This is a genomic window from Timaviella obliquedivisa GSE-PSE-MK23-08B (assembly GCA_019358855.1).
In the GTDB taxonomy this organism is placed as follows: domain Bacteria; phylum Cyanobacteriota; class Cyanobacteriia; order Elainellales; family Elainellaceae; genus Timaviella; species Timaviella obliquedivisa.
This window is the reverse complement of sequence record JAHHII010000022.1, coordinates 25,787-39,673: the sequence shown is the minus strand read 5'-3', so window position 1 is coordinate 39,673 and position 13,887 is coordinate 25,787. Positions and strand designations below refer to the sequence as shown.

Here is a 13,887-nt window from a genome sequence, read left to right as displayed (position 1 = left end):
CTGTCCAGTAGTCAGATTGCTGGGATATGCTTTACTCATATTGCTTTCTCGGTGCTGCGTGCTTTCTATTCGCAGCTTACACTGAGAGAGCTTTTTTACCGACTAGCTGACTTTTCAAACATCCTCTCACAATCAATCTCCGAAATATCTTTCACTGGGCGCGATCGTTGTCATCTTCATATCACTTTGGTTATCTCTATTTTTCCAATCTCTGAACAGGTCTAATCCATTCGTTAGTTGTGAAAAGTCCTAGAAATTGTATCAAAAAAATAAAATAACATAAAAAATGCTCAATATGCAATCGGCAGGTATAGAAAAATTAATACTTTAGCTTATAGCATTTTATTATTTATCACTGTACACATTACTTCATCAAGCTACTCAATAGCGATCGCTTAACATCAATCAACCGAACGCAGCAGTCATGAATATCCAAAATTTAGAATCTAAGATTAGCCAAATTACGAATGATTATGTTGACAAGACAGAAAACGTTGCGTTAACGATTGGAGTCATTCAGCAAGAGCATTCTTACGTCAAGGGATTTGGCAAGAGTAGTGACGCCAATCATGCACTTCCTAATGCACAGAAAATTTATGAAATTGGTTCTGTCACTAAGGTTTTGACTGGAACGGTTCTCGCTACATTGGTGAATGACGGCATAGTTGCTTTGAATGATCCAATCCACCTCTATCTGCCAGCCGCGATCGTTAGCCAGTGGACTACTCCAATTCAATCTATTACTCTGCGCCAATTAGCAACTCATACTTCTGGACTACCCTAAAGTGCCTTTGGTAATCAAAGTTTTCTCCCCAATTTCGCCCATACTCATGCCATTAGTATTGCCCAAGGTGGCAATCACATCAAACTGCGCGGGCGTTAAATCAAACTGTCGAACGTGTGCCTCAGAGTAAGCGGAAAAAGCTTGATATGCCCTAACTAGTTCCCGCATTGCTGGCAAAAAAGGCTCTTTTGCTGCTTGAATTGTTGATTTTTTGGGCATATCATAGATACCGGGATACCAATAGAGAACTATTCTAGTTAGTACTATGTTGTAGTCCAATCAATTGCTACTCAATAAACTCTCAGACATTCCTGCATAGTACCTTGATGAACCGTATAATGGCTCAAATCAGCGGCAAGCAACCTCAAATTTAGCATCAGCGACTCGTCGACCGTTCGTTTCATTTGAATTGGTGGGCTACTAGCGCATAGTCATCACCTAAGAACTGAAAAACCTATTGAACGATCGCATCGACATCAGAACGGTTCACCAGATATCCATCTTCCATGTAAATAATGCGATCGGCAAGATCGAGAATACGATTGTCATGGGTCACTAGCAAGATCGTACAACCCTGATCTTTAGCAAGTTTCTCCATAATTTCTACTACATCTCGCCCCGATTTCTTATCCAATGCTGCTGTGGGTTCATCTGCCAAAATAATTTTAGGCTGACTGACTAGCGCACGAGCGATCGCCACTCTTTGTTTTTGTCCGCCTGAGAGATTTCCTGGATAGTAGTCCATGCGATCTTCCAATCCCACTGCGATTAATACATTCCGAATGCGATTATCTGCCTCTGTTGCTGTCACCTCATGAATCTCTAATGCCATTTCTACATTCTGATATACCGTTAGGAAGTTTAGTAGATTATGCGCTTGAAAAATATAACCAATATTGCGGCGAGCAAGGGTCATCTGTTCTTTGCTGGCATTGAATAAGTCGTATCCTAAAATGCTTAAACTTCCGTCTTGAATAGAGCGTAAACTGCCTATTAACGTTAACAATGTTGTCTTACCAGAACCTGATGGTCCAGTCATAATAATGATTTCGCCCCGATCGATTTGCAAATTAATGTCAAACAAAACCTGTTTCCGCAATGAGCCTTGACCGTAATAATGATTCAAATGGATCATTGAGATAGCGGGGTCAGAAGTCTCAATGATGGGCCTTTCTGGCGATTTAAACATGCTTAATTCCTAGAAAATGTCGGCAGGGTCAGCAGTTTGTAATTTACGCGCGGCGATCGCCGCAGAGGACGAACTCATGATGGCAGTGAGGACGAAAACAAACACAATCCGTCCTAAATCCATTGCCATCGGCAGCATTGTTGCAATGTTGGTAATGCGATAAATGCCTAAAGCGATTAGAGTACCGGGGATAAATCCAAGTGCCGCCAAAATTAGGGATTCTTGGAACACGACGATGAACAAATAGCGATCGCGAAATCCCATCGCCTTGAGTGTGGCATATTCAGGTAAATGATCGGTGACATCGCTGTACAGAATCTGATAGACAATTACAGCACCGACAATGAAAGCAATGACCACCCCTAGATCGAAGGTATAGCCTACGGGTGTGCTGGCATTCCAAAAAGCAACTTCGGCTCGCGCATAGTCGTCTCTGGTCATGATTTTGACATCACTGGGCAGACGCGATCGCAACTCTGCTAAAACAGCTTGGACATTGGCATTGGGTTTAAGCTTGATGACTCCCACATCCACTAATCCACCTTGGCGAAAATTAGCTATACGTAAAAAGTTGACATCGCTAGTGACGAGGTAGGCATTAATGCCAAAGGTCGGGCTAAGTTGGAATAAGCCTTGAACTTGAACTTGACGTTCGTTAATTTCAGTCGCAATCGATTCACCTGCTTCAAACTTTGGCGCGATCGCTCCAAATTCTTGACGAGAACCTGAATTAAATAGGACTGTATCTGGTTCGCGCAGTTTTTCACGATTGGCTTCTACACCAGGGACATTCATTACTCGATGTTCTGGATTAATGCCGATCGCATAGATATCCCAAATTTCTTTATTTTCAGGATTGCGCCATTGCACGGAATTCAAATAAATTGGGCTAACTGATTGCACTCCATCCACACCAGATGCTTGATACAATCGTCGCTCTGTAAAGCGATCGAGGGAAATTAGCGATCGCGATCGCCCACTCAGCATGACAATTTCACCGTTCAGGCTATTGTGAAACTCCACGGCACTACTAAACAATGCGCCACGAAAGCCCATTTGCAAAAACATCAGGACATCGGCAAAGCTAATACCTGCGATCGCCACTAGCAGACGCGATCGTTCTTTCCGTAGCTGTAGCCAAGAAAGAAATAATGGTTTCTTTTTCCTGCTCTGTTCTGACATTTAATTTCCTCAAGATTTAACATCGATCGATACTTGAATGCTCAAATTTGTTAAACCTGCAACCCGACGGCTAGACGATTCATCTAACCGCACTTTTACTTCCACAACCCGCGCATCAAACTTTGCGGCTGGATCAGTGTTCAGGACATCCTGTTTGTTGATCTCCAATCCGACTTCTACAACCTTGCCACTCAGCACATTTGAAAAAGCATTGTTCTTGCTAATCACAGTTGCAGACTGTCCTTCGCGAATACGACTGACATCTAACTCATACACTTCTGCGACCGCCACCATTCTCTGAGTTTGCCCCAAGCTAATGATGCCTTGAGTCCCAACTAGCTCTCCGGGGCGAGTATGGATTTTGAGAACTTGTCCATCTTGAGGTGATCTCACTGTTGCCAGATCTAGCTCCGCCTTTACTCTCACCACACTTGCCTGTGCTTGAGACACCTGCGATCGCATCACATTTACATCAACCGGACGAACCTCTGCAATCTGATCGAGCGTGGCTTGCGCTTCAGCGATCTGCTTTTGCCGAGACAACTGAATCCGGCTTAAATTGGCCTGCGCCTCGTTTAGCTGTTGCCGCACTGTATCGGCGGTCAATTGCTTCCCATCGCGCAAGGAAGCAGAGACGGCTCCTTCGGTATAAAGCGTTTGATAGCGCCGATCTTCGAGTTCTGCATTGCGAAGTTCTGCTTGCAAACGGGCGATCGTGGCTTCCTGGGCAGTGGTTTCAGTTTGTAGTTCAACCTGTTGGCGATCAACCACTCGCGCCTGTGCCCGAATTTCTCCTGACTTTGCACCTGCTTCCACCTGCTTTAACCGAGATTGGGCGACCTTCAACTGCTCTTGCGCCTCGCGTAAAGCTGCCTGCCGACGCTCATAAGTATCTAGAACGGCAATGACCTCTCCTTTGCGAATCTGTTGACCATGGCTCACTTTAAGAGCTTCAACTCGCGCACCCTCCAAGGAAGTGGGCGCAAACACTTGAATTACCTCACCCTCTGGCTCCAATCGCCCTAGAGCAGATACCGTTTCAATCGTAGGCGCAGCAGCTACAGCGATCGGCGGCTGAATCGGATGGCTCCACCACACTCGATTCCACCACACTCGATAAGCAATCCCGCCACCCAGCAAGAAGCAACCGATCCCAAGCATCATTCCTAAGTGAGGCGATCGCCCTTTAGCTCCCCAATTCATGTGATTCATGCACTACTCCATTTATTGTATTCAAAAACTTGAGTACAATAATCAAGGTATACTCAACCTATTGAATCCGTCAAGTAGAGTTTTTAGTTATGGCACTCAAGCACACCATCCTGGCATTTCTATCTCGTCAGCCTCTAAGCGGTTATGACGTTGCGAAAGAGTTTGCTGAAGGATTTGGCAGTTGCTTTTGGAAGGCAAGTCAGCAGCAGATTTATGCCGAACTGACAAAGTTAGAGCAGCAGGGCAGCGTTACCTACAAAGCGATTCCCCAACAAGGACGGCTTGATAAGAAAATCTATTCCACCACCGATCAAGGACAGCAAGAACTGATTGATTGGCTAACAAAACCCTGTGAACCCGCCGCCATTCGCGAGGATTTAGGCGTAATGGGGTTGGCGGGTCATCTCATTCCTTCTCAGAGCGTGATTCGCGAAATTGAACGGCGGCGGCAACTGCATTTTGAAATGGCGCAACACGTCAAGACATTAGATGAGCATTTCTCTCAGCATCTCGACTCGCTAGACCTGAAGGATCTCTACATGCACTTAGTCATTCGTCGCGGCATTCGATATCAAGAAGAGTGGATAGCTTGGTGTGATGAAGCGATTCAGGCGATCGAACAGGCTGTGAAACGTCAGGCAGTTAAGTAGGAGAGGAAGCAATCGTCTCGTTGGCAATTTCACAAGATGAGTAGATGAACCCTTCCGATGTTTCAGGCAGAACTGTAATTTAAGCCTCAGTGCTGTTTCTTACAGTTGTAAATCACAGACGATACGAGCTAAAACACCCTACCCCTTCCTTAATAAATTTATGCTGACAACTTCAATTTATGCAGCCATTCTCGGTCTTGTGTTCGTCGCACTGAGTATCCGCACACTTTTACTGAGAAGGCAACTAGGGGTTGCGATCGGGGACGGAGACCAGCCCATGCTGGCAAGAGCCGTTCGCGTTCATGCAAACTTCGCAGAATATGTCCCGCTTTCACTCTTATTGATCTATTTTCTAGAAACCCAGACACGGGCAAACCTCTGCATTCACATTCTATGTAGCGCCCTCGTGATCGGACGCATCACCCATGCGATCGGGGTTAGCCAAGTCAAAGAAACCTTTCGATATCGAGTAATCGGTATGGTAATCACGTTCACAGTGATCATCTCTGCATCACTTGGACTGATGCTTAGCTATGCCTTTTATCTACTTAGCTAGACGAGTTAAGCAAACGTGCCGCGAATTACTTCTAGAAGTTTTATATAAGAGCGTTCTCCGGCATTTTGATAAAAACAGGAAACTTCCATGCCCTATTCTAGGCGAACTAGACCACGTTTAAGAGTGGCGATCGCGTCTTAAGTGCGATCTTATGCTGATGTATTCCACCTATTCCAAAAGCTTTCCACTGGATGCAACAAAAGCTGAGGTGATCGCAGAATTTTGTGGAGAGGTGAATGTGTGATCGGATACTGGAACGAAATCAAGGATGAATACCCAATGCATTGCGTTAATGCCTTGCTCGTTTACCGCAGCATTACAGTCGTCGGGCTAATCTTTAGCACACGAGCAGTATCGTGAATGCCACTGCCATTAACAACCAGATCTGCGATCTGTTGCTTGACTTCAGGGAGGTATCCCCGATAAGCATAGTGACGAATGAAGGTACAGCGAGAGCAAGCTAGATTGCGACATCGATAGCGTTGCTTGCCCTCGTGAGACTGTCCATGTTTGACTACGTCTTCATTTTCACAACTAGGGCAGACAACTTTTTCAACTGCCTTGTTTGATCTTCCTGACAATACTGCTTCTCAATGATTGCATGACTTCCACAGGTCTAGAACACTACCCTCGTATGTTGAATCTGCCAAGACTGTTCTTAAACATACGAGGCGATCGCCTGTGCCGCTAACCAAGACTTACTCCGGTTTGTACTGGCAGCGAGAGCTTCAAGTTTCCCTTTAATCTCAGTAAAAAGACGAATAGTAACCGTCTCACTTTCAGACATAGAAGGCTCTGAGCAAAATTCAGCGAGTGTATTGCGCACATTGTACACACCATCTTTGGAAAACCTCATGTCGTATCCCTGATCACTGGATATCAGCGTGATTAATGATGAATATATCAACAGTTTGATAGATGCTTAGCTGACCTATCCTACGATAGGCTCCAACTAATGCCTGCCAAAGCCCCCTGAGCAAAAACCCTGAAAGAGAAAATGTGATGAATCAAGATGATGTCAAGTTTTTGCAATCCATACATAGCTATCCGTCTGTATCCATTTTGCTGACAACGCACCGTAGCGCTCCTGAAAATCAGCAAGATCCAATTCGGGTAAAAAATCTGACGAATGAAGCGAAGGAACGACTTCAGCTTGATTTCTCTGAACGTGAGCTAACTCCTGTGTTGGCTCAACTCGACCAAGCTGTTGAATCGATCGATTATTCTCATACCTTAGATGGACTAGCTATATTTGCTAACCAAGAACTCTATCGGGTCTATTATCAAGCCTTTGCCTTTGAAGACCGAGTGGTGGTAGACGAAACCTTCGCGACGCGAGATCTGGTCTTTGCCTTGAACCGAACGCCTCGCTATTGGGTTCTGGCAATGAGTGAGAACTCTACAAACCTGTTTGCTGGAGTACTCGATAGCTTGGAGGAAGTGGGGACAAACGAGTCTCCCTTAATGAATGCAGAATCTGGCGACAGCATCAAGCTCCCCGATAGCCAAGAAATGAATACCTCCGCAAATCGCGGCGATGACCTGCACCATCAGTATTTGCATAAAGCTGATGCTGTTTTGACAACGCTGATGGCTGCCGATCCATTGCCGCTGGTACTCGTGGGCATCGATCGCTACTTCAGCCTGTTTAACGAGGTTTCAGCGCACAAAGATGCGGTCATTGCAACTCTCAGCGGCAATCATGACAAGACCTCGCCCCATGACTTAGGCAAGCTGGTCTATCCCATCATTCAAGACGCTTTGACCGAACAGCGAAAAACTGCTCTGGAGCGCCTTGACAATGCGATCGGGGCTCAACTCTGTGCATCGGGAATGGAGGAAGCATGGCGGATGGCACAGGAGGGGCGTGGAGATTTGCTGCTGGTGGAGGAAGGGTTTCGCTATCCTGCTCGAGTAGACTCAAGCGGTATGAAGTTAGTGTCCGCTGACGATTTGACTGCGATCGATGTGATGGATGATGCTGTGGATGAACTGATCGAAGCGGTGATGGGCAAAGGAGGAAAAGTGGTATTTGTCGATGATGAAACCCTACAAAACCATCAGCGAGTTGCTCTGATTCTGCGCTACTAACTTAGTGTTCTGCCTCGCTGTAGACAATGTGCCGAATGACTAGCTCTACATCGTCATACCCAACGTGTAGGTTGGTGAATGTTTGCTAGCGCCACAGGTGAAGCCATAAATGGAGGAGTGGGTGCAGCTTATGTAGTTTGGCGCCTACTCCTTTGCGCAAGTGTCTAGGCGACTAGAAGTCGTCTGAATCCAGGTGCCCCCTGAGGCTTCCATAATTCCCTCATGTGAACTAGTCGCGGGGCGAAACGGTAAGTGACCCCTGGGCTCGGCTGTGGAAAAGGTGGAACTGTTGCCTCTCCAACCCACAATGCCTTGAAAGCTTTGGGTGCCAAAGGTTTGTCCCTGCACTCCCCGCCAGATAAATGTACAGCAGGAATTTCAATGTGAATTTCAATGTTTAGAGTATCTGTACAACAATCGTTTCCAAGAGCCGTGGCACCATTTTACGCTGTATTTCAGCTTGCCCCCTAACCTGTTTTCTATGATGACAAGCTGGTCAATGGGGGACTGATACTCGTTTGCTCCAGCATTATCTGAGACACAAGGATTATTGCATCCAGTACGCTATACCTAGCATGTAGCCAGTTACTTTAAGGAGTTTTGGCAGAGCTAACTGCACTTAGCGACCAAAATATCTCCATCGCTATACAAAGGCATTACTGCCTTTGCCAGAAAGCTTGACAATCTTCATCGTCATTTATGGTCAACTCGACCGTAAATCTGGGCACTTCTAGGATATTAGAGTTGTTGGGTAATAAACTTAAAAATCCTTGAAAACCTTTTGTGATAATCCTTTCGGCGATTTTCGACAAAATTCTTGAAACTCAATTTACGTAAAGGTTTCAGCGATTTTTGTCACTGTTTCCCAACAAGTCTATTAAATCAAGCGTCTCAACCTCTAGTCCTTTAGGTCTAGCTCACTGTAATGAATTCAAAAGTCTTCCCCAATAGCTTCAAGAAAATTCTGCTTATCCTTTCGATCGCCCTCATCTACTATGGCACAGCAAAACTTGGGCAATATCTGGCGATTCCGCCCGGATTTATTACGCCCGTCTATCCACCATCAGGCATTGCACTTGCAGCAATTTTGCTCATGGGCTATCGAGTTTGGTGGGGCATTTGGTTAGGAGCATTAGTTGCTGCAACGTGGGCGCTTTGGGCAAATACAGGCATTTTGCCCATGTCGATCGTGTCTGGTCTCGGTCTTGCCACAGGTTCAGTTTTACAGGCAGTAGTCGGTGCATTTCTCATTAAACGCTTCATAGGTTCCCACCATATTTTTACTAATGCACCGAACGTTACTAAATTTACTGGAATTGAACTTCTGAGTTGTATGGTGAGCCCAACTGTAGGTTCGACTACCCTATATCTGTGCGGATTTATTGATGGAAAAAACTACCTCATTAGCTGGGTAACTTTCTGGTTAGGAGATGCCATTGGAGTTCTGGTAGTTGCACCGCTGCTGCTGTTTTGGATTGAGCATTGGCTGAGTAAGCACAGAGGGAAAGCCGTCAAACCAACAATCTCAGCAATGCAACACTCGTCACGGCGATCGCTTCAGTCTATCCTAGAAGTTGTGGGCTGGGCTTTCTCACTGCTGGGCGTGGGAATGGTAGCTTTTGGCTTTGGCTATCCGGTTGAGTATCTACTGATTCCACTGCTAGTGTGGTCGGCATTTCGGGCTAAACCACGATTCACAGCTATGGCGATCGCTTTGGTTTCGACCTTGGCGATCGTCGGTGCCATCCGAGGCACAAGTTCATTCAATCGCAGCACTCTCAACGAAACTCTGCTGCTATTGCAAGCGTTTATTGGAACTGTCACCGTTACCACACTAATTTTGTCAGCCGTCATCATTGAGCGAGAACAGGTAAAAGCACGGATAGAGCAAGTCAATGAGGAGCTAGAGTTCAAAGTTGAGGAACGTACAGCAGCGTTGAATCAATCTAAAGAAGCGGCTGAGGTTGCCAGTCATGCCAAGAGTGAATTTTTGGCAAACATGAGCCACGAGTTACGAACTCCACTCAACGGCATCTTGGGATATGCCCAGATCCTGAGTCGCTCTCAAAGTTTGGGCAAAAAAGAACGTAAGGGTGTTGACATTATTTATCAGTGCGGTTCCCACTTGTTAACCCTGATTAATGACATTTTGGACATCTCTAAAATTGAAGCCGGTCGGCTGGAGTTAGACCCTCATACAGTTCATCTACCTGCTCTATTACAAGGAATTGCCGAGATCGTAGGTATCCGAGCAGAGCAAAAAGGCATTGACTTTGTGTATCTACCAGATGCCAACTTACCAGAGGGCATTGAGGTCGATGAGAAACGCTTGCGGCAGGTGTTGATTAATCTGTTGGGAAATGCCGTCAAGTTTACCGATCAGGGTACGGTGACCTTTAGGGTCGAACGGCTTGATCAAATTCCCCTAAATGATCTGGATCACTCTACTGAGTCATCAACAGTCACGCTTCGGTGTCAGGTCAGCGATACCGGGATTGGCATGAGTCCAGAGGCGTTAGAAAAAATCTTTCAGCCGTTTGAACAGGTCAGCGATTCAAAACGAAATTCCGAAGGCACTGGTTTAGGTCTAGCAATCAGTCAGACTATTGCTCAACTCATGGGCAGTCAAATTCAGGTACAAAGTCAGATCGGCGTGGGTAGCACCTTTTTCTGTGACATAGAATTGCCGATCGCCACAGAATGGCAACAGACCCCGACTAACGCTACCGGAGAGTATCTGATAGGTTATCAGGGTGAACGTAAATCTATTCTCATAGCAGACGACAAGTGGGAAAACCGATCGGTAATCGTCAGCTTGTTAGAACCTCTCGGCTTCACCGTAGTCGAAGCAGAGGATGGTCAGGATGGATTGACGAAGGCGATTCAAATCAAGCCAAATTTAATCATCACTGATATCATGATGCCGATCATGGATGGGTACGAGTTTCTCCAACAGATTCGGCAGTCTGAGATTCTTCAAACGCTTCCGGTTATTGTCTCTTCTGCCTCGGTTTCCAATATGGATCAGCAGCAGAGCTTGGACGCTGGAGGAAATGATTTTTTGACAAAGCCTGTGCAGGCAGATGACTTGTTTCAGATGCTCCACAAATACTTGCAATTGACCTGGATTTATCAACCTACAGTTTCAGAGAATGAACAGGTGCAATCGTTAATATCTAAAGCAAACAGCAGCATTAATTCATTCACGCCACTTGTTAGTCCACCGTTGGCAGACCTGACCCAGTTGCTTCAGTTAGCCCAACATGGACGATTGAAAAAACTGAGCGAGGTTGCAAAAGCCTTGGAGCACCAAAATCCACAGTATGCGCCTCTGACACAGCAACTGCTTGATCTAAGCAATGGATTTCAGGTTGCTAAATTGGAAGCATTTATTCAGCAATTGCTCGATGAAGTTACCTGCGCTGGAAGAGGCTGATTATGAATAACACTCAGTTGATTTTAGTAGTCGATGACACTCCAGCCAATTTGGAGGTAGTGGCAGAAGCGTTGGGTGACGCTGGATTTGAGGTGGCGATCGCTACTGACGGAGAACGCGCCATCAAACAGGCAACCATGAGCCAACCAGACTTAATTTTATTGGATGTGATGATGCCTGGGATTGACGGATTTGAGACCTGTCGCCGCCTTAAAGCAGATTCTATTACCTGCGACATTCCGGTGATTTTTATGACGGCTCTATCTGACACAACAGATAAGGTCAGAGGCTTCAAACTGGGCGCGGTAGACTACGTCACCAAACCCTTTCAAGAACTAGAGTTGCTTGCCCGTGTGACCACTCAATTAAAGTTGCGCCACCTGCATCAAACCTTAGAACACCAGGTAGAAGAACGCACCAACGAACTAAAAGATGCCCTGCAACAAGTGCAGCAGTCTCAAGTGCAGTTAGTGCAATCAGAAAAGATGACAATGTTGGGGCAACTGGTTGCTGGTGTTGCCCACGAAATTAACAATCCCGTTAATTTTATTCATGGCAATCTCACTTATGTGCAGGAATATGTCGAAGATTTATTGTCCTTTGTGCAGTTATATCAACAACATAGTGCCAATTCCGCACCCGAACTCCAAAATGCCGTCGCAGACCTCGATTTAGAGTTTATTCAGCAAGATCTGCCCAAAACCCTCGCATCGATGAAAATGGGCACTCAGCGCATCTGCGAAATTGTGCGATCGCTCCGCAACTTTTCCCGTTTAGATGAGGCAGAATGCAAAGCTGTGGATATTCATGAAGGTATCAATAGTACGCTACTAATTTTGCAACATCGCCTCAAAAGCAAACCTGAACATCCAGAAATTCAGGTGATTCGAGATTACGGTCAGTTGCCACCTGTAGAATGCTATGTCGGATCACTGAACCAGGTGTTTATGAATATTCTGGCAAATGCGATTGACGCTCTTGAAGAACTGAGTGCAAAACGAACGTATCAAGAAAACCAGAGCAATCCCAGTCGAATTACGATTCGCACCGCTGCGATTAATTCCCAGTGGGTACAAATTGCGATCGCCGATAATGGTTCCGGCATTTCTAAAGAGATTCAACACCGCATTTTCGATCCATTTTTCACCACAAAACCCTCTGGAAAAGGAACAGGGATGGGAATGTCTATTAGCTACCAAATCGTTACCGAGAAACATAAGGGCAAGCTAATCTGTATTTCTACGTCTGGTCAAGGAACAGAGTTTATTATCCAGATCCCGCTTAGAAGCAGTCTCATGCAACAGCCTAGCGATCGCGTTGCCACGAGATAAAAAAACTCTTAATACTTAGTTGTGTTGATCAACTGATTCAACAGTTCAATCGAGCAACTAATCGGAATGCAGCGATCGCTATTACGGCTTAACTACAACAATCCTGAAGTAATCAGGAGTTGATTTGTGAAACGACCTCTAGTCTATTCAGTGTCAATTTCTACTTCGCCTTTGTATAGCAGTGGGAAAAAAATGGTCGCTAAGACTGAAACTCCTACAAGGACAACTCCACTCGTTCCATCAGTTGAGGAATGTAGCGATAGAAGCGTTCGTTGCGCAGCTGCATGGCATCGACAGTACAACTGCCACAATGTACTCCTGGCGGTGGAACAGCAACCGATTGCACCACCTCATCCGACACCCCGCCCCAGGGCAGATGTCCCTCCGGAGCTTGCAAGGAGTAGGTCAGTTCCGACTCATTCAACCAGTCACTGCTGATGAAGTCAACTTCAGAGCGAGGAGCAGCGAGTTTCCAGCCTACGCGATCGCGAAAGGCATTGACAGCTGCTTCACTATTGTTAGGGTGCGCGGCCAGTGCTTGCTGCCAAAGACGCAACTGAACACTGAGTCCAAATTGTCCGCTGCTGGCCGTTAGCCACATCTGGTCAATGGCACGAATCAGATCTGGCTGCACCAACACTGGCTCAAACGGCGGCAGCGAGGTTGACTCCGGGGCAAGCAACCGCCGGGTTTCTCTATCGGCAGCGGCCCAGTCTTCAGCCTGGAGTCGTTCTTGTAAGAGTGTCAACTGCTCGTCAACAGACATGTCAAGATCAGCATTCTCAGTCTGGCAAGTGCCCACCGTTGAGCGCACGTACTCATCAGGGCGCAAGTAGTGGACAGTTTGCATCTGCTGGGGCTGTCCGCTGGTGGGACGCAGACTGACGTAGAGTCCATGCACCGAAGCTGGTGTCCCATATAGGCGATCGGCGTTGTTGGGCTGGCCGCGAAACGTTTCTTCAAAGGGCAGTTGAGAATAGTCAGCGTCAGGAGCCAACTGCTCATAATCACTCAAAGCAGAAGCATTGAGTAAGGTTTGAACGCGGCCATTTTGATCTTGCCACTGCACGGTTAGGGTCAAGGTTGCTCCAACCGGGTTTTGAGGAATTTCCGCCGCAGTGTTCTCCGGCAGACTACCCGCCAGTCGGTAGGTCAAACTCACTCCCTGGACCAGAGAAACCATCGTTTGACATCTAACACGGTAAGATCTGGTCTGGGCATCCACGGGTGGCGTCATAGTTGTTACTAGGGCTACCGTCAAGACACAGCTTAGCGGATTCAGGGTTAGCATCTTAAACATGAGCAAGCACCTCTAAACTAGCGCATAACTTGACAGAGTAAAGGTATACCAGCCTCAACTTGAGGGTTAAGCGGACAGAAACCACACTCAGACCTGTATCCCCACAGAAAAACTACAGGTCTGAATGTGGTTTATGCCGTAGTGGAGAACGCTGCG

12 protein-coding genes and 1 pseudogene are annotated in these 13,887 nt (G+C 46.4%); 6 read left to right on the top strand and 7 right to left on the bottom strand.

Annotation, left to right across the window (positions count from 1 at the left end; genetic code table 11):
- Window positions 1-424 precede the first annotated feature (424 nt).
- On the top strand, window positions 425-784 hold the full coding sequence (locus KME11_22260) for a serine hydrolase (GenBank protein ID MBW4517936.1): 360 nt from the start codon (window positions 425-427) through the stop codon (window positions 782-784).
- Here the strand turns inward: KME11_22260 and KME11_22255 are convergent.
- The 4 genes and pseudogenes from KME11_22255 to KME11_22240 all read right to left on the bottom strand — a co-directional run bounded on the left by KME11_22255 (window position 782) and on the right by KME11_22240 (window position 4,319).
- Window positions 782-1,003, bottom strand: a pseudogene (locus tag KME11_22255) (MarR family transcriptional regulator). The gene KME11_22260 and the pseudogene KME11_22255 sit on opposite strands and share 3 nt — an antisense overlap.
- 235 nt (window positions 1,004-1,238) lie before the next feature.
- The gene (locus tag KME11_22250; protein MBW4517935.1) at window positions 1,239-1,973 is read right to left on the bottom strand and encodes a DevA family ABC transporter ATP-binding protein; all 735 of its coding nucleotides are present in this window, start codon (window positions 1,971-1,973) and stop codon (window positions 1,239-1,241) included.
- Between the two features lie 9 nt (window positions 1,974-1,982).
- Entirely contained in the window at window positions 1,983-3,155 is a 1,173-nt protein-coding gene (gene devC, locus KME11_22245; protein MBW4517934.1) for an ABC transporter permease DevC, read from the bottom strand.
- A 9-nt stretch (window positions 3,156-3,164) separates the two neighbouring features.
- A complete protein-coding gene (locus KME11_22240) occupies window positions 3,165-4,319 on the bottom strand; it encodes an ABC exporter membrane fusion protein (protein ID MBW4517933.1) in 1,155 nt (384 codons plus the stop codon).
- A 137-nt stretch (window positions 4,320-4,456) separates the two neighbouring features.
- Between KME11_22240 and KME11_22235 the strand changes: the two genes are divergently transcribed.
- A complete protein-coding gene (locus KME11_22235) occupies window positions 4,457-5,017 on the top strand; it encodes a PadR family transcriptional regulator (GenBank protein ID MBW4517932.1) in 561 nt (186 codons plus the stop codon).
- 160 nt (window positions 5,018-5,177) lie between these two features.
- Window positions 5,178-5,573, top strand: a complete 396-nt coding sequence (locus KME11_22230) for an MAPEG family protein (protein ID MBW4517931.1) — start codon at window positions 5,178-5,180, stop codon at window positions 5,571-5,573.
- A 305-nt stretch (window positions 5,574-5,878) separates the two neighbouring features.
- Here the strand turns inward: KME11_22230 and KME11_22225 are convergent, their stop codons facing one another.
- Window positions 5,879-6,154: a hypothetical protein gene (locus KME11_22225; protein ID MBW4517930.1), complete on the bottom strand. Its 276-nt coding sequence runs from the start codon at window positions 6,152-6,154 to the stop codon at window positions 5,879-5,881.
- Window positions 6,155-6,231: 77 nt separating this feature from the next.
- Window positions 6,232-6,429, bottom strand: a complete 198-nt coding sequence (locus KME11_22220; protein ID MBW4517929.1) for a ribbon-helix-helix domain-containing protein — start codon at window positions 6,427-6,429, stop codon at window positions 6,232-6,234.
- Window positions 6,430-6,575: 146 nt separating this feature from the next.
- Here KME11_22220 and KME11_22215 point away from each other — a divergent pair, with 146 nt between their 5' ends.
- The 3 genes from KME11_22215 to KME11_22205 all read left to right on the top strand — a co-directional run bounded on the left by KME11_22215 (window position 6,576) and on the right by KME11_22205 (window position 12,431).
- On the top strand, window positions 6,576-7,664 hold the full coding sequence (locus KME11_22215; GenBank protein MBW4517928.1) for a hypothetical protein: 1,089 nt from the start codon (window positions 6,576-6,578) through the stop codon (window positions 7,662-7,664).
- Between the two features lie 925 nt (window positions 7,665-8,589).
- Entirely contained in the window at window positions 8,590-11,100 is a 2,511-nt protein-coding gene (locus tag KME11_22210; GenBank protein MBW4517927.1) for an MASE1 domain-containing protein, read from the top strand.
- A 2-nt stretch (window positions 11,101-11,102) separates the two neighbouring features.
- A complete protein-coding gene (locus KME11_22205; GenBank protein ID MBW4517926.1) occupies window positions 11,103-12,431 on the top strand; it encodes a hybrid sensor histidine kinase/response regulator in 1,329 nt (442 codons plus the stop codon).
- A 214-nt stretch (window positions 12,432-12,645) separates the two neighbouring features.
- Here KME11_22205 and KME11_22200 read toward each other — a convergent pair whose 3' ends face one another.
- Window positions 12,646-13,614, bottom strand: coding sequence for a GUN4 domain-containing protein (locus KME11_22200; GenBank protein ID MBW4517925.1), 969 nt, complete (start codon window positions 13,612-13,614; stop codon window positions 12,646-12,648).
- Between the last annotated feature and the right edge of the window lie 273 nt (window positions 13,615-13,887).

Bases quoted from the DNA above. Each gene is read 5' to 3' on its own strand.
- KME11_22250 (MBW4517935.1), bottom strand. From the start codon at position 1,973: ATGTTTAAATCGCCAGAAAGGCCCATCATTGAGACTTCTGACCCCGCT.
- KME11_22240 (MBW4517933.1), bottom strand. From the start codon at position 4,319: ATGATGCTTGGGATCGGTTGCTTCTTGCTGGGTGGCGGGATTGCTTAT.
- devC (MBW4517934.1), bottom strand. From the start codon at position 3,155: ATGTCAGAACAGAGCAGGAAAAAGAAACCATTATTTCTTTCTTGGCTA.
- KME11_22220 (MBW4517929.1), bottom strand. From the start codon at position 6,429: ATGAGGTTTTCCAAAGATGGTGTGTACAATGTGCGCAATACACTCGCT.
- KME11_22200 (MBW4517925.1), bottom strand. From the start codon at position 13,614: ATGGTTTCTCTGGTCCAGGGAGTGAGTTTGACCTACCGACTGGCGGGT.
- KME11_22215 (MBW4517928.1), top strand. From the start codon at position 6,576: ATGAATCAAGATGATGTCAAGTTTTTGCAATCCATACATAGCTATCCG.
- KME11_22230 (MBW4517931.1), top strand. From the start codon at position 5,178: ATGCTGACAACTTCAATTTATGCAGCCATTCTCGGTCTTGTGTTCGTC.
- KME11_22260 (MBW4517936.1), top strand. From the start codon at position 425: ATGAATATCCAAAATTTAGAATCTAAGATTAGCCAAATTACGAATGAT.
- KME11_22205 (MBW4517926.1), top strand. From the start codon at position 11,103: ATGAATAACACTCAGTTGATTTTAGTAGTCGATGACACTCCAGCCAAT.
- KME11_22235 (MBW4517932.1), top strand. From the start codon at position 4,457: ATGGCACTCAAGCACACCATCCTGGCATTTCTATCTCGTCAGCCTCTA.
- KME11_22210 (MBW4517927.1), top strand. From the start codon at position 8,590: ATGAATTCAAAAGTCTTCCCCAATAGCTTCAAGAAAATTCTGCTTATC.